Genomic DNA, 20,808 nt, shown 5'->3' with positions numbered 1-20,808 from the left:
CCAAGGCACGGCGTTGGGGGGGGGCGAACGCCACTCTGATGATGTGATGGGGAGCATGAGCACCCGCGACAGCACCGCAGACGGTGCAAAGATCGCCGCCGCAGTTCTCGAGCACCTTGGTCCCCGTGGGGCCTGGATCTCTTGGCCCGGCGGCTACCCCCATCGTCCCGACCTAGCCCTCGTGGACGCCGTCATGTCCATCCGCGCCCGATATGGAAGGACACGTACCGACGGCCCCGCTACGGGCGTAGCGGGTGCCGTAGCCCGCTATCGCAAGCACGCGGGGGAGGCAGGCCCCGACTGGATGGGGCACCTCGCCCGCCAGGACCCATCCGCCCTGGAGGGCATTGTCGGACGGTCTGTCACCGGTGGGAGGCGCAAGGCCGCTGCGATCGTCGATGCAGCCAGACGGTTCCATGACGCAGGCGTCTTCAGCATGCGCCCCTTCGACCCGGAGGATGCAGCCCAACGCCGGCTCTACACGCAGGTACAGGGTCTAGGACCTGTCACCTGGGACTACTTCTGCATGCTGCTCGGCCACCCAGGTGTGAAGCCCGACACGTGGATCGGCAGGTTCGTCGCAGCGGTAGTCGGCCACGAACTCAGCCCGTCCGATGCAGGATCAGCCGTCAAGGCAGCCGCGACCAAGCTCGGTGCCGACACCTCCCAGCTGGACCACGCCATCTGGGACTATGCGAGGCGTACCCGGCTCTCGAGCCTCAGAGGCAGCGCAAGCTGAACAAAGGGACCTAGACGACAATCGTCACTACGCCACGCCAACGACTCCGCGGTCACGGTTTCCGGTGGCGGCTCGGAAGCCGCGGAGACCGTACGCGGGGCTTCTGTTCCTCTGCGATCCGGCCGGGGCCGCCGGGTGCTCATTCGAGGTGGAACTCGACTCGGTACTTCATGAACCGGATGCCGGTGGCGACGCTCAGGGCCCGGCGGATTCGCTGATCGTCCTCGCGGGCGATGATGACGCCCTCGACCGACTGCCCCTGCTCCAGCAGCTCGTCCTTCACGTAGCCCATGTACCGCTGGATCTGCCCGACGACCACGTCGCTGGCGCGTCCGCGCTTGAGTTCGACCACGAGCAGTCGCGTCCGGTCCTTGCTGATGGCGAGGATGTCCATGCGCTCGTTGCCGTCGGCCGGGTACTGCTGTCCTCGGACTTCGCCGTCTTCCTCGTAGATGTCGTAGTCGTGCCCGAGCGGGGTGCTGCCCCAGTTGTGCACGAGGAAGTCTTCGAGCTGCTTCTCCATCTGGAAGGCCAGTTCGTGCTGGACCTCGGCGGCCTGCGCAGCCGCCAGAGGTGCGGCCGCCAATGGTGCAGCCGGGGCGGCCGCGTGGGTCAGGAGGGCGAGTTCTGCGGCGTACCCCGAGAGCGAATAGACAGTCATCGGCACGCGGACCGCCGCGGCGAGCTCTGAGCTCATCTCGTGCTGCGTGAACGTCTCCGGGCGCCAATCGACTCGGCGGCGGTGCGGCAGGCTCGTTCCGGGGAAGTACTCGTAGCCACCAACGACGGTGCCGCTGGCAAAAGTCTGGTCCGCCTTCCGAGTGAGGACGATGTCGCCCTCCCGTATCCCTTCGCATGCCGCCCACGTATTGCCCATCGACAGCCCAGCGGAGATCTTCCCCTTCCCGGGGTTCTTGGCGAGCCAGACGTCGTTCATGACGCCGCGGAAAGCCTCGGCCCCCTTCCCCAAATGGGGGGTGAGGTCGAAGTCGATGCCGTAGCCCACGCCCAGATACCCGGCCTTGATCATCTCCTGTGCGTGGCTGCCACTGGAGCCCAGCCGGACCATCCAGTACTCGCTCATTGCTGTCCCCTCGATGACGGATCGTGCGGCCCAGTGCGTCCAGCATGCCCCAGCCGAGCCGAATACTGCTCCAGCCCTTATCGGCCGTCCTCGACCTCCGCGTCCTCCGGCAAGGCGGCCCGCTGCTGCTCTGCCTGTTCATAGGCGGCCTGGATGTATGCCTCAAGATCATCCCGCCCGATCCGCCAGATTCCCCGGCCGCCGATCTGCAGTGCGCGGAGCTCGCCCCGCTTGATCAGGCCATGCACGGTGGAGTCCCGAACCTGCAGGGCCTCAGCGACGTCCTTGACAGTGAGGAAACGGGGTTCGGTCATAGAGCGAGCCTACTGACATGACCGAGTCTGGGCAGTTCTACGCTGCCTCATGGGCTCTCCGCCCTGACTGATGCCGGGTCAATATCGGGCCGGAACCGGGCAAGTCGGACGGAGTGGCGGAAGGCAAGCCCGGAGCGTGCAGCGTCGGCGGAAACCTCGACGACGATCGGTTCCACGAGGGTCAGGCGGACTGGGCTGCGGTCCCGCGCGAAGCGGTCGAGAGCTGTGGCGGGAATTTCCTCGGGCCAGGGGTGGTCCCCGGCCGGTGGGTGGAGGAAGCCCTTCGCGATCGATGCCTGCGCGGCCGAGAGAGGCCCAGTGCGGCCGGCGAAGCGCAGCCGGCCGTCGGCGTCCCAGGCCCCCAGGACGAGCTGCTGCGGGCTCGAGCGGGTCCCGAGAACGGCGGCACAGAGAGCATCTGTGTTTTCGCGGTGCTTGATCTTGTACCAGGCCCTCTCCCCTGCCTTGTAGGGCTGGGACAAATCCTTGGCCATCAGGCCTTCTACGCCGCTGGGGGTGAGCTCGTCCAACCACTGCTGGGCGACGGCCCGGTCAGTGGTCGCGGGCGAGAGCTCCAGCGGCGGACTGAATGCCGTGGCGAGCTCCTCAAGCAGCCGGCGCCGGTCGCCCAGGGGCATGGCCCTCACATCACGGCCCAGCACGGCCAGGACGTCGAAGACCACGAGCGAGGCCGGCTCCTCCCTGGCCAGACGACGGGCCGACGCAGGCCCGGCACCCATGCGGCGCTGGAGCGCGTCGAAGTCGAGCCGGTCCTCTCCCCAGATGACTGTCTCGGCGTCGAGCACGCACCCGTCCGGCACCTGCTCGGCGGCCGCGGCAAGGAGCTCGGGAAACCTCGGACTCAGGTCGGCGCCATTGCGGGACACGAGCACCGGCTCGCCGCCCTCAACGATGAGGACTGTCCTGAAGCCATCCCATTTGGGCTCAAGCTGCATCTGCGCACGGGCAGGGACAGAGGGGACAGCCTTGGCCAAAGCGAGCTCGAAGGGCCCGCCCAGCGCGCGCGCCCTGGGGGAAGGCATGCTTCACGGTAGACCACGCCGTCGCACGATAGGGCATCTGGTCGTCGTTGCCAGCCGTCGGCTCCGCCCCGGGCATCCAGCCGAGGACACTGCGCCGGGATCCGGCCCTCACTCAGAGGCCTCGAGCAGTCACCGTTCCCTGCTCAAGGGCCGCGGTGATGGCCTCGGGCGAGGGCAGGGAGGCTTTCTCCTCTTCCGGGAGGGTGTCGTAGGTGTAGGCCGTGACGGCGATGGGCTTCGCGGCGCCGTCGAGCGCGTACCGAACGGTCTGGTCGTTCTTGGACCCGCAGACCAGGATCCCCACGGTTGGCGCATGGTGCGGCAGGCGGAGCATCCCGTCGACGGCGGCGACGTAGAAGTTCAGCTGCCCCAGATGCTCGGGCCGGAAGCGCTTGGACTTCAGCTCCACCACGACGTAGCGGCTGGAGGGTATGTGGAAGAGGAGCAGGTCGATGAAGTAGTCCTCGTCGCCTTCGATGCTCAGCCTGTACTGCCGTCCGACGAATGCGAACCCGGGCCCGAACTCGGCCAAGGTCTGGGACATACGAAGGGTCATGGCCTCTTCCATGGCCCGCTCGTCGGCCTCCTCGGTTAGGCCGAGGAAGTCGAGGACCAACGGGTCCTTGGCAACCTCCCTGGCCAGGTCAGTCCCCTCCCCCGGCAGGCGTGCCTCGAGGTTGTTCGGTGCGGCCCCTGCCCGGGTGTGGAGGCGGGTGAGGATGTGGTGCTCGAGCACGGCCCTGGACCAGCCGTTGTGGACCGCGCGGGCGGCGTACCAGGAGCGCAGCTCGCCGTCGTCGAACTTGTCCAGCAGCACCGTGATGTGCCCCCACCCCAATCGTGCAACAGGCTGTTGCACGATTGGCCCGCCCCCCGCCCAGGCCGAGGCGAAGGCGCGCATATATGCGAGATTCCGCCGATAAACTAACCGAACTATCAAGCCGAAATTGCTTCGTGTCGCTGTCTCTTTTGCTTCCCCACCGGTGCGATCTTGATGCCATGGACGCGGGAGACAGCGAACCAGCGCACCAGCGGGGCGAGTCAGTGTCGGTTGCCGAACTCGGCAAGGTGGTGCCGATCGCGGGTGTGCCGGGCTATCGAATTCTGGACGCGCTCGACGACGAATTCCTTCCGGCCACTGAGTGGTTTCGCAATCTGATCGCGTGCGACCGTTCGCAGCTGACGGTCCGGACCTACGCGAACAGCCTGTTGATCTATCTGCGGTTCCTCTGGAGTATTGGGCGGCCTTGGTTGGAGGCGCGCGATCGCGACACCCAGGAGTTCGTGCTGTGGATGCGAAGTGCCGACAAGTTCGTCGGAGCGAAGCGGCTGCCCGGAGGTCGTCCCGGCATCAACGGCGTTACCGGCAAGCCCAATCTGGGCTCGAAGTATTCAGCCTCGGCGATCAACGGGGTCCTGACCGCAGGGCGGAGCTTCTACGAGTTCCATCGCCGCGGCGGTGGGCCAGTCCTGGTGAATCCGTTTCCGCAGCGGAGTCCTCACTCGAACGGCCACCACAACCCTCTGGAGCCGTATAGGAGAGCGCCGCGCGAGCTCTACCGGCAGAAGACCATCCGGCGGGTGCCCCGGGCTATCCCCGATGACAAGTTCGAGTCGTTGTTCCGCCGCCTGCGGTGCAACCGCGACCGCGCACTGCTCGCCTTCTACGTCACCAGCGGCGCGCGTGCGAGCGAGATCCTGGGCCTCAAGGGAGGCGATATCGACTGGGGCGACTCGCTGATCACGATCCTCACCAAGGGCGGCGAGCTCCGTCAGGTGCCCGTCGGCGGTCACGCGCTGATCTGGCTGCGGCTCTACCTGATCGAGCGGGGCCATGCTGGCGCTGAGGACGAGCTGTGGGTGACCGAACGGGAACCACGCCGGCGGCTGGGCTATGACGCGTTCCGCGCGGTCCTGCGGAGGGCGAACGATGCGCTCGGCAGCAACTGGACACTGCATGACCTCAGGCACACGTTCGCGATCCGGGCCCTCGATGCAGGGATGGCGCCGCACCACGTGCAGGAAATCCTCGGTCACGCCTCTCTGGAGACGCTGACGGTCTATTCGACTCCGCGGATCGAGGACGTGATTGCCGCACACCGTGCAGTCCTGACTCCTCCGCCGTCGGATGCAACACCGGGTGAGACGCTGCGCTACGCGCAGGAGGACCTGGACATCCTGTGGGGGCAGTCGTCATGACGACCGCCGTTCATCGACGGGTGCCCAGGCGACGGGCGCCCTCGCAGGTGCACCCGGTCGGACCCGTCGACGCCGTTGAGGTGCCGTTCGGTGAGCTCGCTGGGGCAGGCTCTGAGGAGGTCGTCGCAGCTGTCGTGGAACGCGATCCGTCGTTGAGGTCGGCTGTCACGGAGCTGGTCGGCTTCTTGGGAGCCCATGACGGCGCCACGTGGCAGGAGCGCTGGCAGAGTGCGATCGAGGAGTCCGGGCCGACCGGTCGGAGCTGGCTCTATCCGATGGTCCGCCGGAACTTGGAACCGTGGGAAGCCGCTGACTACCACCGTTCGCTTCGTTGGCTGATCTCGCTGGACCTCGTGCGTCCGTCCTATGTCTGGATGAACCGGCGGCGCCTGCAGTTCTGGCCGACGATCGGCCGCGACCGGGATGCCGAGACCTGGAAGCTGTTCGAGGACCGGGTTGCGACGTTGAGCCTGGTGCCCGTCAGCCAGGCTGCCGTGCTGACAAGCGGCGGGCAGCTGGTCGCCCAGACAGGCAAGCCAATCCACCAGATCACAGCCGACGATGTGGTGACCATGTCCCGGGCATACAACGACGGCCGGACGGTGGCGTCAAAGCGACTGGCCTCCGTCTGGCACGTCCTGCGCGAACTCGGCTGGCTGCAGAGCAACTCCGTCAACTTCCCAGGCCGGGTCCACCGCCCGGGCCGCAGGACCTGCGAACAGCTGGTGGACCAGCACAACATCGCCGAACCCCAGCGCAGCGTCCTGGTCCGATACCTCAAGTCACGGCAGCCCTCCCTGGACTACACAAGCCTGAACAGCATCGCGTCCCGGCTGGCATCCCTGTTCTGGGCGGACGTCGTCCAGCACTATGGCCAACCCGCCGGCTTCGACTTGACGCCAGAACAGGGCGAGGACTGGAAAGAACGGATCAGGACGCTCTCGGACGGCAGGCCACGCCGTGGCTACCGAGAGGTGATGAACACCGTGGCCGCGTTCTACTCCGATATTGCGCTCTGGGCCCAGCAGGACGCCTATTGGGCCCAATGGGTCGCACCCCAGTTCATCTACGACCATGACACCGCCGGAAGCACCAAGGACCGGCGCCGGCGGATCTCGGAGCAGCACCACAAGATCAGACAGCTTGCCCCGATCCTCCCCCAGCTCGTCGCGGCCGCGGAAGCCGAACTCACACAGGCCCACGACCAGCTCCAGAAGGCTTCAGCCGCCGGAAACGGCGCCGTCGTGACCCTCGACGGGCACCAATGGGAGGTCGTGCAGGTTACTCCCAGTTCGCCGACACGGGTGCGGCGGCCCGGACAGACCAATGACCTGACCGACCGGGAAGACATGGCGTTCTGGATCTGGGCTGCTGTCGAAATCCTGAGGCACTCCGGGATCCGCATCGAGGAGCTGCTCGAACTCACACACCTGTCCCTCCAGCCGTACACCGTCCCGCAGACCGGCGAGGTCGTGCCGCTGCTCCACATTGCACCGAGCAAATCCGACGAGGAACGCCTCCTGGTCGCCGGCCCCGAGCTGGCCCATGTCCTGGCCGAAGTGATCTCGAGAGTGCGCGGATCCGACGGGACCGTTCCGCTCGTCCAGCGCTACGACGCCTACGAGAAGGTCTGGTCGGATCCGCTTCCGTTCCTGTTCCAAGGCAGGCAGAGAGGGGGCATCTCCAGAGTCGTCAGCCCCGGCGCCATCCGCAAACTCCTGAACGGGCTGCTCAGCCGCGCCGACATCCAGGTCTCCGGCCGGCCGATTCACCTTACGCCGCATGACTTCCGACGGATCTTCGCCACCGATGCCCTCGCATCCGGAATGCCACCACACATCATCCAGCAGCTGATGGGCCACAAGTCGATCATCACAACCCAGGGATACGCCGCGGTCTATCCGCAGCACGTGATCCGCGAGCACCGCAGCTTCATCGCCAGACGACGACAGGCGAGGCCAAGCGAAGAATACAGAGAGCCAACCCCCGAAGAATGGGACGAGTTCGAGCGCCACTTCGTCACCCGCAAGGTCGAGCTCGGGACCTGCGGCCGCGCCTACGGCAGCGGCTGCCAGCACGAGCACGCCTGCATCCGCTGCTCCCTCCTCCGACCAGACCCAGCCCAGAAAGAACGGCTGACCAAAATCGCTGCCAACCTCCGCGAACGCATCAAGGAAGCCGAGGCAAACGGTTGGCTCGGCGAGGTCGAAGGACTCCAGACCAGCCTCACCGCAGCGGAGGCGAAACTCGCACAGATGCACGACATCGACCGTCGACGGGCAACGACTACCACCTTGCCCATGCCCACGACTCGTAGCGGAAACCCCGAAGGAGGAAGCCGTGGTTCATGAGAGTGTGACCCGAACGTGACAGCACCGTAGTGACCCGCGGTGGAAACCGACACCTATCCTTCAGGCAGAGTTGATCGCCGGAGCGAGTCGAGGGGGTTGCGAAGGTGACGAAGCGGTGGCGTTGGGCGACCCTCCTTGCCGTGCTCGGCGGACTGCTCAGTTCGTGCGGAACGCCCGCTGCCGATCCCGGCGAAGCTCGTGCGGGGACCACGACAGCAGGGCCAACCGCCGAGTGCGCACAATTCCTGCCGACAGCCCACTGCGGCAGATACGCCAGCATCGCGAGCACGTCCGGCGGCGGCGCCGATCTCCCGTGGGTGCGAGCGGGTTCGGTGACGGCAGAGCTGGAGTCCATAGACGGAACCCTCTACCTGACGATGACGACCCCCTGCGGACCCTTGAGCGGACCGGTGACGATCACCGGCAGCACGATGGTCGTGGACCGCCTCGGTGTGGGCGCCATGGGCTGCCCCGAGGATCGCGCATCGCAGAAACACTGGGTGATCGACTTCGTGTCCCGCCCAGTAGAGATGTCGTTGGCCGGCGGGGATCTCCAATGGAGGAGCGGCTCCGACACAATCGCCTTCCGGATGCAGTAGACCACCAGTGGCCATCGCTTGCACCCGTTTCGGTTCCATTCCGGCCATCCACCGGAAAGTTGCCTCCCGACCCCTGTCGCGATGAGGGATCCGTCATCGGACAGCGGGGCCGACGAAGAAGCCTGCTCCACGACCTAGGTAGTTCGGAAAAGGGAGAAGCCTTTCATGTGGGGGAACTCTGCCCTCAGGTCCGCTGCCAGCCGGTCGAGGACCTTGCTCCCCCACGGCGCGGTCTCCTGCCGTTCCAAGATGGTGCGGCCGATACTCCAGTAGAGCTCGATCATCGCGGTGTTCACCAACCGCTGGGCGTGGTGCTGGGCTGCCCTGACCTGGGCCTTGAGCGAGGCGAGGGCCTCGGCGTATCCGCCGGGCAGGTTGGGCTCAAGCTGTGCCATGGGAATCACCCTAGCTGCGCCCGACGACGCCCCCCGCTGTCCTGCTTTCACTCCACGGTCCCCCTCGAGAGCGCTAGGCGAGGCCGACCGGTCCGGTCACCCCTTCTGCCTGCGAATCTCGTCGCGCAGTTCGTCCCGCTCGGTGAGGAGTGCCTGGCGCTCCTCGATGAGGCGGTCGCGTTCGCGCTCGACGGTCTCGGCGCGGGCTTCGGCGCGGTCGGCGCGGGAGCGCTGCTCCGCCAGGGCGTCCGCTGCTGTGGCCGCGGCCGCCGTCGTCTGCTCGCGCAGGCGATCTATTTCCCTGCGGGCCTCGTCGCGTTCCCTGCGCGCCTCGTCCCTCTCGCCCTCGAGCTGTTCGACCTCATCGGCGAGGGTGCGCCGTTCGGCGTCGAGCTGGTCGAGCTTGGCCTGCCAACCGGCCTTGGCATCCGAATGCTCGGCCCGGGCAGCCATCACGGCCTCGCGCCACAAGGCGGCGAACCTGGCCTCGACGGCGGCCGGTGGGTCGGGCACGACGGCGGCCTTCGCCTCGGTCTCGTTCCAGGTGCGGGCAGCCTCGGCGGCGACTGCCATGCGGACGCCGGAGCGGGCGCGCACGGCGCGGGCCGTCACGGCTGCGCCCTCGGAGCCGAGGGCCTCGGCGGCCTCGGCGGCTTTCTGCTCGGGGGTAGCCTCTTCGGGCATCGGCGTCTCCTCTCATGGGGGTAACGTTGGTATCAATGTTACCCGTTTCCAATGTTACCGCTTTCGCAGGATGAGAAGCCAGCCTTTGGGCGCTGTCGTAGCCTCCTGCAGGTCAGAACGGGGGCTCGGCGTCCCCTGCTTGGCTGCCGAAGGGGTCCTGGTGGGCCGCCCAGGGGTCTTCCTGCTGCCGGCGGTGCTGGGCGGGGCGCTGGTCTGGTCCCTGTCCGGCGGCGCGGTTGCTGCGGTTGACCTTCGCGGACGCGAACCGCAGGCTGGGGCCGATCTCGTCTGCCTCGAGCTCTATAACGGTGCGCTTCTCGCCTTCCTTGGTCTCGTAGGTACGGGACTTGAGCCGGCCGGAGACGATGACGCGCATGCCCTTGGTCAGGGACTCGGCTACGTTCTCGGCGGCCTCGCGCCAGATGGACGCGCGCAGGAACAGGGTCTCCCCGTCCTTCCACTCGTTGCTCTGGCGGTCGAAGCTGCGCGGCGTGGAGGCAACGGTGAAGTTCGCCACGGCGGACCCGTTGGGGGTGAAACGCAGCTCGGGCGTATCAACAAGGTTCCCGATCACGGTAATGGTGGTCTCTCCTGCGGCCATGATGACTGTCTCCTTCTGTGTGGTCGGGATCTCTGGCGTTTCTGCCGTTGGGCCTGGTTGCTCGGTGTCAGCATGGTGTCGGATCTCGTCGGCGATGGCGGCGACGGCCTCCCGGCAGGCGATGGCGACGTCCGGCTCGAGGTGGGTCCAGTAGCGGGTTGCGCGCAGCTGCTCGAGCGTCTGGTTCAGCGCTTGGACCTCGGGGTGGTTGATGTAGGGGGCTTCGGCAGCGGGAAGGGAAATGGGCTGGCCGGCGAGCCATGCGGCGTCAAGGTCCTCCGTATAGTCCGACATGGGTGTCTTCCCCCTCAGGCGGCCGTGGTGGCGATCCGGTCGATGAGGTCGGGGCGGAAGCCGGACCAGTGGTTGTGGTCGTCGATGACGACGACGGGGGCCTGGGAGTAGCCGAGTTCCTCGCTGATGTACTCCAGGGCGCTGGGGGTCCGGGTGACGTCGACCTCCGTGTAGGCGATGCCCTTGCTGTCGAGCGTGCGCTTGGTCGCGGTGCACTGGACGCATGCCGGCTTGCTGTAGACGGTGACCTGGGCGGGAATCTCGGTGTTCATGGGTCTCAGTCCTTCGTTGCGTATCACTCTGGTTTCATTCGTCTGAGGTGACCTTATTTCCGTCGCCTTTTGATGCTTCAATTCTAGTTTATGCATCGGTTTATCGGAAGAGGTTTCCGCGCGGCATTTATCCGCAATCTTCGCAGTGCCTCCAATTTGAACAAGGAGGCGAAATCATAAGTGGGACCGTCAGCAGCCAGCGCATAGCTACAACCGCGCGAGTCCGCGGAATGAAGCCCCCCCTTCGCCCGACCCAGCCCGCACGCGAGGAGGCTCGACAGCCGAGGAGGAACCGGCTTTGCATGCGCCTATCCTAAGCCTGCTTTTGTCCTTTTTGTCGAGGGTGAACCGCGAGCCTTGGGTGCGGGACTGCTTCGCAAAGGTCGAATTCGACTAATTCAAGGATTGTGGTACGCCCGAGAAAGAATGCGGGGCACCCGGCCACCACAACCGGGCGGGTTTCCAATGGAGGAAAGCGCAGCGCCGGAGCAGGATCCCCTGTCGTGCCGGCCCGACGCAGGAGGGGCCGGACGGGTCCGGGCTGGTGCGTACAATCCACAGGACAGCCGGAAACACGAGAGAAGTCCCCGGGGCGGGGGCGGGCGGCGAAGCGCAGCGGGGACGACTGGCTCGCCCCGGGCCACAGCCTGAGCGGCAGCGATGACCGCATGTCCAGGGCGGAGCTCCGTGGGCCCAGCGCCGTCCCGGACTTCGACGTCACCCCAGGAGCGGGATGCTCGGGCCGAACACGGGTCTGGATCGAGCCCCGCCGCGGTGGCCCGACTGGCCAGCCTGAGCGCTGCCGCCTGCCCCCGATTTTGCGTTCCCTCCATAGCAGCTGGCTTGGCCGCCGCGAAGAAATGTCGGTGGCGTCCGGCACAATCGGCCCCGTTGGGGCGTGCAGGCGTTGGGGCGAGGGCAGAGGGCATGAAGATTACAAGCGAACAGGTCAGAGGAGCGCTGGAGTCGAACCCGACCTTGACACTGCTCAGGGCGTACTCCAGAGACTGGGTTCTGCCGTTGTTCGCCGAACACCTCGAACAGGTAGAGGGTTCAGTGTCAGCGGAGTGGTTCCACGAACGGGTAGCGGAAGTGCGAGAGCAGATCCGCGAGTTGCAGGGCAATGTTGCTCCGGCCGAGCACTGCCGCGAGTGGGTCGAGAAGCGGTGGTTGGAGACTGAGACGCTCAATGGCCGCCTCCGCTATCGGCTGTCGCCCTACACGCTGCGAGCACTGAGGTTCGTGCGGGAACTGGTCGAAGGTGAGACCACCGTTAGCGGCGCTCGACTCGGTTCCATCTCGCACGCAGTGCGCCGTCTGGCGGACCTGACGAACCCCGACAGGGAGGTGCAGGTGCGGCGTATCGACGAGCAGATCGCCGAATTGAGCAGGCGCCGCGAGGAGATCGCATCGGGCCAGGCCCGGTTGGCGACGCTCGAGGAGATGAAGCAGCAGCTGCGCGAGGTCCTCGCCATGACCCGGTCGCTGCCCGCCGACTTCCGACAGCTGCGCACGATGGTCGAGGATCGCCATCAGCAGGTCGCCCGCCGAGCAATGGCGCAAGGACCCGCGAAGGCGGAGCTTGTCGAGGAGTACCTGCGAGAGAATGATCTGCTGACCCGGACGAGCCAGGGCACTGCCTACTTAGGGTTCTCGCAGCTGCTCTCGTCCCGGCAGACCGACCAGATTCGTGCCGACATCGATCAGATCCTCGCCCAAGAGTTCGCATGCGAGCACATGACCCCCGCCCAGCGCGAGGAACTCGACACAACACTCTCGACCCTCTTGATGGCAGAGCTGGAGGTACAGACCAGCTACGTGCGCTGGTCTGCATCCCTTCGCCGCTTCCTGACCCGCGCCGCCCATGGCCGTCATCAGAGGATGCTCAGCCTTGCCGATCGCGCCCTGAGTGCCGGCGCCCAGTGGGTGCAAATTGACCCCGGCCAGCGGCACGTACCGCAGGACGTGCTTGGCGTGGGCCCTCTGGCTCTGACAGACATCTCGCAGACGCAGCTGTGGCGCGACCATGGCCCGCAGGAGGTCGTCGTCGAAGCCGCCCACGAGCGCAGAGCGCTCCCCTCCGAGGACCGCGCCGCCCTCCGCCTGGCCGCAGGCACCAGCCCCCGCGCCGTCGGCCGCACGATCAATCGGCTGCTCGCCGATCGGCCGGCGGTAACAGGGTCCGAGGTATTCGATGCGATCCCGGTGGAGTTCCGACGTCTGGGCGCGTTGGTGAGCCTGCTGGACCTCGCCGTCACGCATGGGCGCGTCACGGACGGCACGGACACCGTGCAGCTCGCCGGCGACAGAGTCACCGCCCTGCTGGCCACCCTGCCTCACATCATCTTTGATGTGCCGGTACCCACCAAGGAGAACGAATGAGCGACCGCACTCACCCCATCCCCGACGAGTGGGCATCAGACGACGAGACTGATCTCCTTGATGAGACGGGCTTGCACGCCCAGGGGGACGTGGACTCCGGCGGCTCCCATTTGCCAGTCGCGGCTCGGCGGGCGCTGGCAGCCCTGATGACCACCCGGTTCATCACCCGAGCCCGCAATCGCCCCACATGGAACGCGCTGTTGGCGTACGAAGACGAGATCCGCGAGCGGCTCGCAGACATGTTCCTGCTTCTCGTCGTAGACAAGGAATACGAGGTGGCCTTCAAACGGCAGGATCCTGCCGAGGATGCACCGAGAGTGCTCCGCCGCGACAAGCCCCTGCCGCGGGACGCGTCCCTGCTGCTGGTGCACCTGCGCAAGGAACACATGTTCACCGACGCGATCGATGGTCAGGTCGTGATCACCCGGGCCCAGATTGCGGAGTTTCTGCATCCCTTCCGTGAGGACGGCGACGGGGACGAGGCCAGGTTCGAACGTCGCGTCGACGCCGCGATCCGGGCGGTGGACGAGCTCGGGCTGCTGACACAGGACCCGGACGCACCCTACCTGTTCAGCGTCTCGCCGGCCGTCGTGCCACTGATCGGTGCCGATGAGCTGATGCGGATGGAGCAGTACTTCCTCCAGGCTGCCAAGGACGGCTGTGGCGTGAGTGCCGAAATTAGCGGAGGCCACGCGTGAGCGCTGCAAGAGACGTTGCCGAAGCAACCCTGCCGGTGCTGCCCATGTTCATCACCGATGGGCAGGGACGAAACCAGTTCCGCATCAGCCAGGTCCAGATCCTCAACTGGGGTGCGTACTGCGGACTGCAGACCATGACGGTTGCGCGCTCGGGCACAGCAGTCGTGGGTCCATCCGGTCGAGGCAAGTCCACGCTCCTGGACGTCATGGCGTCGGTGATCTTCCCCAATCCCCAGGAGTTCAACCAGGCCGCACGCGATGACCGCGGCAAGAAGCGTGAACGAACCGTCTACTCGTATGCGCGCGGGCACACCGATCAGCGACAGGACGAGAACCGGCGCTCGGCGACCACCAACTACCTGCGCCCGCCGGGCGGGCCGGGCTTCCCCAGCGGGGCGGCCATCACCTGGGAGACAGGCGACGATCGGCGAGTCACGGCGTTCCGACTGGCGTGGGTCGGCACAGACGCTGACGGGCCCGAGGCAATTGGTTCCGCCACCGTCTACGGCTTCGTCAACGACCACTTCGACCTGGCGATGCTGAACGGAATCACAGCGGTCCGTCAGGGAACCCATCCGCTGTCGAAGTCCTCGCTGGAGCGTTTGATCGACCCGGGACGGGGCGACATCGTGGACCCCTCACAGGCCCGCGTGCATGCGAAGATGCGCACTGTCATGGGCATGGGGTCGACTGACGAGTCCCAGCGCTTGGCGATGCAGCTGCTGCGGCGCGCGCAGGCCTCCAAGGGCATCTTCTCGATCAATTCCTTGTTCAAGGAGTTCGTGCTGACCGAGCCGCTGGCGCTCACCAGATGGGATATAGCCCTTGAGGCGTACCGGGAGGCGTCCCGGCTGTATGAGGAATTCGAATCGGCACGTCGCCGCACCGACACGCTCTCGCCCCTGCCCGTGATAGCAGAACAATATGGTGCGGCGGGAGCCGACTACAGCGCCAAGAACCGGCTGCTGACCGCAGACGGGGACAGACCGACAAGAATTCACGTGTGGCATGCAGAGAAGATCGCCAACTGGGCTGAGGACGGCATCGACGAAGTCCGACTGGCGAAAGCCGACGTCGAAGAGAAGCTCGTCGCGGCGCAGGAGATGGCTGACGCCGCCGACCGACGCGAACAGAACACGATCGCCCAACTCACTGCCGCGGGCGGAGACCGATCCGAAGCTGTCAGGGCACGGCTCGACCACGCGAAGGAGCGCCTAAGCCGGGTCGAAGACGAGCGAGCCAAGATCGAACGACGGCTGTCTGCGTTCGGGCTCGTCCTTCCTTCCTCCCCCGGGGACGTCACGCTCACCCGCGCCAGCATCGACCGGCTCACCGCACAGGAAGAGGAGAACCTCAAGGCCGACAGTGAGTCGTCCGGCAAGGCGGAGGCGCGCCACTGGCGGCTCCGGGACGACATCACGGCCAAGAACGCCGAGATCAGCGGCCTGCGCTCACGAGGCAGCCTGATCCCGGAAGACGCGGACAGGCGCCGAAACGGAATCGCCTCCGAACTTGGGATCGGGCCAGAGCGAATCCGCTACGCAGGCGAACTCCTGCAGCTCAAGCCTGAAGAGCGACGTTGGGAAAAAGCCGTCATCGGACTGCTGCTGCCCCTGGCGAGCACGCTTCTGATCGACAGTCGCGACTTCGCCAAGGTACGTCGATATGTCCACGATCACGACATGCACGGCACCATCACGATCGCTCCCGCCGTCTCCAACGCAGCCAAGCCTCCCCCGGCACGTGGCAGCGTCCCGGAACTGCTGGACATCGCCGAGCATCCATTCCAGGGCTGGCTTGCCAACGAACTGAACGAAACTGCGAACTACGCCTGCGTCGAGAACGAGGCCGACTTGGACAAGGCGCGCCCGGAGTGGGCCCGCGGAGCGATCACTCCGGCAGGGATGCGCACCGGGGCCCGCAGCCGCCTCACGAAGGACGACAGGCGGCCCCGCTATCCCTGGATCGGGTGGGACACCCGCAGACTGCAACAGGAACTGGCGGATGAGCTCGAATCGCTGGAACGAGAGGCCCAAACCGCCCATACCGCAGCCCGGAAGGCCGCCGAACGACGCGAGTCCACACGCACCCGCGTGAACGATCTCCAGACGCTCCGCGCCGACCTGACCTGGGACCGGATCGACCCCGGACCAGCCCAAGACGAGGTTGACGATCTCAATGTTCAGCTCGCGGAGGCCAACTCCCCCGAAGCAAGACATCTTGCCAAACTGCTCACAGAACAGCGCACCGAGACCGTCACAGCAACTGGAAAGGTCCACCAGCTACAGCAGGAGCATGACAAGCTCGACAAGGCGTGGGGCGATCTGGTCACCGTCTCGGACGACGCGAACCGACTGATCGAGGCCGAACCACCGCTGGACAACGACGAACGCGCGGCGCTGGCCGCCACCCCGTTCACCGCACCGGATGATGCCAGCGGAGTCTGGGCGAGCCTGAGCGCTGCCACCACGAGTCTGCGCGAGCAGATCGATCGGCACAGGGAAGACCGGGCGAAGCTTGAGAACGCCGTGCTCGCGCGCCTTGAGGCATATCGGAACCTCGACGAGCGTACGGCGCGGGAGACAGACGGGACGATCGACTCCCTGCCCTCCGTTCTGGCCATATATGAGCAACTGGTGACAGACGACCTGCCACGGGCCAAGAACGCTTGGCTCGCCAAGGTCGACGAGGACATGAACCGCCAGCTACGAGGACTGCTCGTCCAAATCGACGACGACGCCCGGACGATCAAGCGCGGGCTGGACCCGATCAACGACGTGCTGCGCAACGTGCGGTTCCGACAGAACGCGACGCTGAGCATCGAATCGGTCGAGCGAATCAGCAGCGACCTCAAGGAGTTCCGCCAGATCGTCACCCGCTACACCAGCAACACCATCGGCATGGACACAGAACGCGACGCCGACCAAGTGGAGAAGTCCTTCACCCTACTGCGCAAACGCCTTGCTCTGCTCGATGACCAATCACGGGCCGGAGACGCCTGGCGCCGTCGAGTCTTCGACGCCCGCGAGCACGTCGAGTTCCAGGCCATCGAAACCCGAACCGACGGCGTCAAGGTCGTCCATGACGGCGTCTCCGGGATGAGCGGAGGCGAAGGCCAGGAGCTGATCGCGTTCATCCTGGGGGCCGCACTGCGGTTCCGGCTGGGCGAGGGCCAGGACGGCCCACCCAGTTACGCGACCATCATCCTCGACGAGGGCTTCGTCAAGGCCGACAGCGAGTTCACGGGTCGATCTTTGTCTGCTCTCCGTGCGCTCGGCTTCCAAGTGATCGTTGGCGCGCCACGCGAAAAGGCGACCGCCTTCGAGGACTACGTCGAGTCCGTCGCCTACATCAACATCGACCCCGACAGCCCGGAACAGGTGCGCATATACCCGATGACGATGGCAGAGGCACTGCATCTCGAGGAGGATCCCAGCTGATGCGCACTCCTGAACAGGTGCTCGAGTTGGCACGTACCCGATACCGCAAGAGCTGGCGCGACTGGCTGCTGCACGGCACGTCGGCAGAGCTCGCCTTTCCCCTGGCTCCGCCCTCCGCTCAGCTGATAGCCCGGGATTCGGATGCCGTCAGCGAATGGGCCAGGGACTGGCGTTCATGGGCAGGTGCGAACCCGACTGCGCGGCTTCGACGCGCAAGCCGAAGAACCATCGTTGGAGACCAAGAGGTCTTCACCCACCTCGACCTGGCCACAGTCGACGACCTCGTGAAGCTCGACCAGGAACTGGGCGACCATTGGCGGGGGGCGATTGAGCGTTGGGCCCGGATCCAAGCGCAGCCCGGGACCGTGCCCGAGGAGCGCCTCCGCCCCTGGCTGAACCAGATCATCGCCTTGGACGACGCCGACTTCGAGATCCTCCTCCAAGCCATTACCTGGTTCAGAGAGAACCCCCGCTCAGGGCACACAGTCAGGCAGGTGCCCGTCACCGGCATGCACACCAAGTGGCTGGCTCGACACCGTCGGCTCGTCCTTGCCTGTCTCGACGTCACTGACCAGGCGGCGGAAGACAGCACTGGCCTGGAAGACGGTGAACTCGAACAGAGCGATCTCGACGTCCTCGGATTGAGGGCGCTGCCTGTACACGTTGACCTGATACTCGCTGACCATGGTGACCGGGCACGGATCGGCGGGCTCCGGCACCTGCGAGCACCTCTGCCAGAAATCGCTGCGTTACCCCTCCAGCCAGACCTTGTGGTGGTCGTCGAGAACAAGGAATCCGCCTATCTCATCCCTGACAGGCCCCGCACAGTCGTCATCCACTCGCTAGGCAACCACCTGAACATCCTCGATGAAATCGCTTGGCTCAGCGGTGCACGCCACCTGTACTGGGGAGACATCGACCGAGCCGGCATGACGCTGCTGTCAAGAGCTCGCGGGCGGCTGCCTTCTATCGTCTCTGCGCTCATGGACACCGAGACGCTCGAGCAGCATCTCTCGCTCGCCGTCATCGATGAAACCCGCGCGGACGCCCCCGAGACCAATCTGACCACCGAAGAACTGGCGACGCTTGCAGCGCTTACTACGTCGGATGGGCAGCATCTTCGGCTTGAGCAGGAACGCATATCCGAGTCCTACCTCCTGAAGCGGCTCGCCCGAGCGGCGGACGCCATGAGCGGCTGACTCAGTGCCCTTCTCGAGCGTGGTCGAGGAGGTCAGAGAAGCCCCATCGCTCGAACATATATTCTAAACTTATGTCGTGATCAAGCATGGCTCCCCCGACGACTTCGACCGCATGATGGCGCGCATGCATGCTGAGGAGAGCCGGCCCATCGACGACCAGGCGCCGATCAAGGACTTCCCGAAGTACGGCCGGCCGCTGGTCGCCGTGGGCGAGCTGTACGGCAAGGCTGTCGCCTGGACCCCGAGCTACGGCCTGATCGAGTGGCTGGACGCCTCCGGCAAGTACCACGTGGGATGGGCTCGCTCGTCGAGCATCAGGCGAATTGCGGCCGAGGAGTGGAAGGGAAGCAGCCGGCTCTAGAGAGTCCGGCGGCCCCAGTCGCCCATACCGGCATCGGGCTGTCCTCGGCTCTAGAGGAGCCAATGAACTGATTGGAGTCCCACGGGTCCCTGGGCTGGACGGGTTATGCTCCGAAGCGATGACAAGCCGCGATCTTTCCACCGAAGAGGTCCGTGCTCTCGGCCAGCAGCTTGTCTACCTCAGCGGGGTCCGCCCGCGCTCCAGCGCAGTGCCGGCGTCCGCTGGCAGCGACGAGCCGGGTGACTCCAACCGCTCGGCCCCTGCTCGCTTGGCCTCGCGCCGGGGGCCAGCGCCTTCTGGCCTCTCCGCTGCCGAGCTGCGGTCCTTGATAGCTCAGCTGCGGGACGCGAACGGCGTCCCCCCGCCGGGGACCGGGCCAGGATCCTCCATGCTGGCGGATGAGCCGCCGCCCGGGCCTGCCTCGGTGAACGTCAGCCGCTATCTCCCCATGCTCGTCGCCTTCCGCAACGAGCATGGTCGGTTGCCCCGGACGGGTCCAACCGTGCCCCAGCCGGAGCGCACGCTGGGCATGTGGCTCTACCGCCGCCGGCGCGCAAAGGAAGCAGGCAAGCTCACGCCAGAGGATGAATCAGCCATCACGAATGCCCTCGGCTTCGGCTGGTCGGATCGCAAGCGGCGTCGCAGCTCCCAGTAGATCTTCCCTGGGACTGTGCGCCTCAGCTCGCCGTGGAGGTGCCGGGGTCGACGCTGCGAGCACCAACCCCTCGGCCCCAGTTAGTAGACCCGCGGATGCTCAAGGTCCCAGCCATTACCCGGCGGCTGGGACCCTTGCCCTGAGAGGGACTTTCTATAGGAGCTTTACTGTCATTGAGGTCATTACTCTCAATCGGAGATCTTGCGCCCGGGCCTTAGCCGGCGAGAGCTGCCTTCGTACCGCCGCCCCTCGTTGTGGAGCTGTTCACGACGGGCTACTTCGTTGAGCACGGCCAGCTCGATGAAGTCCGACCAGGAGTCGTCTCCTTCTGCGTTTGAGGTCGCCCGGAAGGCCGCGCGAGCACGGTCTCGTTCCTCGGAATCCATGTAGAAGGTGACCTGGACGCGACGGCTCTTAGGCGCGGGCTTCTCCGGGGCAGGTGGCTCGGCCTGGGGCACAGTCGCGGGATCGGGCGTTACAGAGGACTGGTCGGGAACGGCTGTTGGGCGGTTGCTGCGCAGGAGGTTCCTGACCTTGCTGGGATCCCTGGGCGGGAGGCTGAGGGCCGGTCGGGTTTCGCTCATGCGCTTGCCTTCCTGGTCTCCGCGTCGGCCAGGCGGCCGACGAGTTCCTGGGCGATTCGGTGGAGGTCCTCTGCCACTCCCCCGGCCGAGCGGGGTCCTGCTATGGCGGATGCTGCTCCGCGGACGACTTCGTACCATTTGGGGCCGTCCTTGACGCTCTTCTCGAGCTCATGGGCGAGCATCCCGCGTTCGCGCATGGCGGTCGCCGTGGCCTCAGCAAAGCGCACGGTCGACTCGAAGAGGACCTCGCCGGTGCCGAAGGCCTCGGCGATCTTGTCCCGGGCATCGCGGCGGACTGCCGTGGCTCCTGTAGTCGTCGCAGTGAGGACGACACCGAGGAGGTCCAGTTCGGGATTGACGTCGGTCACGGTGTCCAAGCGCTCTGCAACGCTCACGAGGCCCTCCCGGCTGGCCTTGTCGGTGTGGGTGGGCACGAGCGCCCATGCGGCCGCACCGAGCGCCGCGATCTGGAGCGATTCGTTTCCGGGAGGGCAGTCGATGAGGATGATCTCGAATTGGGCCGCCACGGCTGACAGGCCCTTGGCGAGGGCCAGCTTGGCGCCGCCCGAATCCTTCTGACCTTGGGCGAAGAGCCCGGCAGCGGCCTTGTCCAGGTGGGCGCCGCCCGGGACTACGAACAGGTTCTCTCTCGAGGTGGGCATGGGCTCTATGGGAGAGCCGAACATCAGGGCGGCTGCGAGTGCCCTCCCCTGGTCATCAAGCTCGGTGCGCGCGTAGCCGAGGTCGATGCCGAGGTTCCCCTGGGGGTCCATGTCCACGGCGAGGACCCGGTACCCGCTGGCGGCCAAGAGGCCGCCGACATTGGACGTCAGAGTGGTCTTGAGCACTCCGCCCTTGCCGTTGATGAACGCGATGGTGCGGTCGAGTGCTGCACGATCGATCAGGTGTTCCAT

20 protein-coding genes are annotated in these 20,808 nt (G+C 66.1%); 10 read left to right on the top strand and 10 right to left on the bottom strand.

Going from position 1 to position 20,808, the window contains the following annotated elements; all coding sequences use genetic code 11:
* Positions 1–55 precede the first annotated feature (55 nt).
* A complete protein-coding gene (locus ACUYMY_RS18295; protein WP_481705121.1) occupies positions 56–739 on the top strand; it encodes a hypothetical protein in 684 nt (227 codons plus the stop codon).
* A 139-nt stretch (positions 740–878) separates the two neighbouring features.
* Here ACUYMY_RS18295 and ACUYMY_RS18290 read toward each other — a convergent pair whose 3' ends face one another.
* The 4 genes from ACUYMY_RS18290 to ACUYMY_RS18275 all read right to left on the bottom strand — a co-directional run bounded on the left by ACUYMY_RS18290 (position 879) and on the right by ACUYMY_RS18275 (position 4,120).
* Positions 879–1,823: a hypothetical protein gene (locus ACUYMY_RS18290; RefSeq protein ID WP_481705120.1), complete on the bottom strand. Its 945-nt coding sequence runs from the start codon at positions 1,821–1,823 to the stop codon at positions 879–881.
* Between the two features lie 77 nt (positions 1,824–1,900).
* Positions 1,901–2,137: a helix-turn-helix domain-containing protein gene (locus ACUYMY_RS18285; protein ID WP_481705119.1), complete on the bottom strand. Its 237-nt coding sequence runs from the start codon at positions 2,135–2,137 to the stop codon at positions 1,901–1,903.
* A 47-nt stretch (positions 2,138–2,184) separates the two neighbouring features.
* On the bottom strand, positions 2,185–3,180 hold the full coding sequence (locus ACUYMY_RS18280; protein ID WP_481705118.1) for an ATP-dependent DNA ligase: 996 nt from the start codon (positions 3,178–3,180) through the stop codon (positions 2,185–2,187).
* Between the two features lie 112 nt (positions 3,181–3,292).
* The gene (locus ACUYMY_RS18275) at positions 3,293–4,120 is read right to left on the bottom strand and encodes a PDDEXK nuclease domain-containing protein (RefSeq protein WP_481705117.1); all 828 of its coding nucleotides are present in this window, start codon (positions 4,118–4,120) and stop codon (positions 3,293–3,295) included.
* A 59-nt stretch (positions 4,121–4,179) separates the two neighbouring features.
* Between ACUYMY_RS18275 and ACUYMY_RS18270 the strand changes: the two genes are divergently transcribed.
* The 3 genes from ACUYMY_RS18270 to ACUYMY_RS18260 all read left to right on the top strand — a co-directional run bounded on the left by ACUYMY_RS18270 (position 4,180) and on the right by ACUYMY_RS18260 (position 8,329).
* Positions 4,180–5,379, top strand: a complete 1,200-nt coding sequence (locus ACUYMY_RS18270) for a tyrosine-type recombinase/integrase (protein ID WP_481703727.1) — start codon at positions 4,180–4,182, stop codon at positions 5,377–5,379.
* A gap of 134 nt (positions 5,380–5,513) precedes the next feature.
* Entirely contained in the window at positions 5,514–7,730 is a 2,217-nt protein-coding gene (locus ACUYMY_RS18265) for a tyrosine-type recombinase/integrase (RefSeq protein WP_481703726.1), read from the top strand.
* A 332-nt stretch (positions 7,731–8,062) separates the two neighbouring features.
* The gene (locus ACUYMY_RS18260; protein ID WP_481703725.1) at positions 8,063–8,329 is read left to right on the top strand and encodes an META domain-containing protein; all 267 of its coding nucleotides are present in this window, start codon (positions 8,063–8,065) and stop codon (positions 8,327–8,329) included.
* 134 nt (positions 8,330–8,463) lie between these two features.
* Here the strand turns inward: ACUYMY_RS18260 and ACUYMY_RS18255 are convergent, their stop codons facing one another.
* The 4 genes from ACUYMY_RS18255 to nrdH all read right to left on the bottom strand — a co-directional run bounded on the left by ACUYMY_RS18255 (position 8,464) and on the right by nrdH (position 10,575).
* Complete coding sequence (locus ACUYMY_RS18255; protein WP_481705116.1) at positions 8,464–8,724, bottom strand: DUF1016 N-terminal domain-containing protein; 261 nt, start codon at positions 8,722–8,724, stop codon at positions 8,464–8,466.
* A gap of 96 nt (positions 8,725–8,820) precedes the next feature.
* On the bottom strand, positions 8,821–9,408 hold the full coding sequence (locus ACUYMY_RS18250) for a DNA-binding protein (protein ID WP_481705115.1): 588 nt from the start codon (positions 9,406–9,408) through the stop codon (positions 8,821–8,823).
* Between the two features lie 112 nt (positions 9,409–9,520).
* The gene (locus tag ACUYMY_RS18245) at positions 9,521–10,303 is read right to left on the bottom strand and encodes a single-stranded DNA-binding protein (protein WP_481705114.1); all 783 of its coding nucleotides are present in this window, start codon (positions 10,301–10,303) and stop codon (positions 9,521–9,523) included.
* Between the two features lie 14 nt (positions 10,304–10,317).
* Entirely contained in the window at positions 10,318–10,575 is a 258-nt protein-coding gene (nrdH, locus tag ACUYMY_RS18240) for a glutaredoxin-like protein NrdH (RefSeq protein ID WP_481705113.1), read from the bottom strand.
* Between the two features lie 927 nt (positions 10,576–11,502).
* On the opposite strand from nrdH, the gene ACUYMY_RS18235 reads away from it, so the two are divergent.
* From ACUYMY_RS18235 to ACUYMY_RS18210, 6 genes are all read left to right on the top strand, one after another.
* Positions 11,503–12,957 (top strand): DUF3375 family protein, encoded by a 1,455-nt coding sequence (locus tag ACUYMY_RS18235; protein WP_481705112.1) that lies wholly within the window; start codon positions 11,503–11,505, stop codon positions 12,955–12,957.
* Entirely contained in the window at positions 12,954–13,655 is a 702-nt protein-coding gene (locus ACUYMY_RS18230) for a DUF4194 domain-containing protein (RefSeq protein ID WP_481705111.1), read from the top strand. The genes ACUYMY_RS18235 and ACUYMY_RS18230 overlap by 4 nt, the downstream gene beginning before the upstream one ends.
* Positions 13,652–17,095, top strand: a complete 3,444-nt coding sequence (locus ACUYMY_RS18225; RefSeq protein WP_481705110.1) for an ATP-binding protein — start codon at positions 13,652–13,654, stop codon at positions 17,093–17,095. Before ACUYMY_RS18230 ends, ACUYMY_RS18225 begins: the two co-directional genes overlap by 4 nt.
* Complete coding sequence (locus ACUYMY_RS18220; RefSeq protein ID WP_481705109.1) at positions 17,095–18,294, top strand: Wadjet anti-phage system protein JetD domain-containing protein; 1,200 nt, start codon at positions 17,095–17,097, stop codon at positions 18,292–18,294. The genes ACUYMY_RS18225 and ACUYMY_RS18220 overlap by 1 nt, the downstream gene beginning before the upstream one ends.
* Positions 18,295–18,370: 76 nt before the next feature.
* Entirely contained in the window at positions 18,371–18,655 is a 285-nt protein-coding gene (locus ACUYMY_RS18215; RefSeq protein ID WP_481705108.1) for a hypothetical protein, read from the top strand.
* A gap of 388 nt (positions 18,656–19,043) precedes the next feature.
* On the top strand, positions 19,044–19,310 hold the full coding sequence (locus ACUYMY_RS18210; protein WP_481705107.1) for a helicase associated domain-containing protein: 267 nt from the start codon (positions 19,044–19,046) through the stop codon (positions 19,308–19,310).
* Between the two features lie 188 nt (positions 19,311–19,498).
* Here ACUYMY_RS18210 and ACUYMY_RS18205 read toward each other — a convergent pair whose 3' ends face one another.
* Complete coding sequence (locus ACUYMY_RS18205; RefSeq protein ID WP_481705106.1) at positions 19,499–19,894, bottom strand: ParB family protein; 396 nt, start codon at positions 19,892–19,894, stop codon at positions 19,499–19,501.
* The coding region (locus tag ACUYMY_RS18200) for a ParA family protein (RefSeq protein ID WP_481705105.1) at positions 19,891–20,808 on the bottom strand (918 nt) is incomplete at its 5' end. The genes ACUYMY_RS18200 and ACUYMY_RS18205, both read right to left, overlap by 4 nt.

This window comes from Sinomonas sp. T428B, assembly GCF_056780155.1.
Note: the sequence above shows the minus strand (reverse complement) of the source record. Positions and strands in the feature narration are given on the sequence as shown.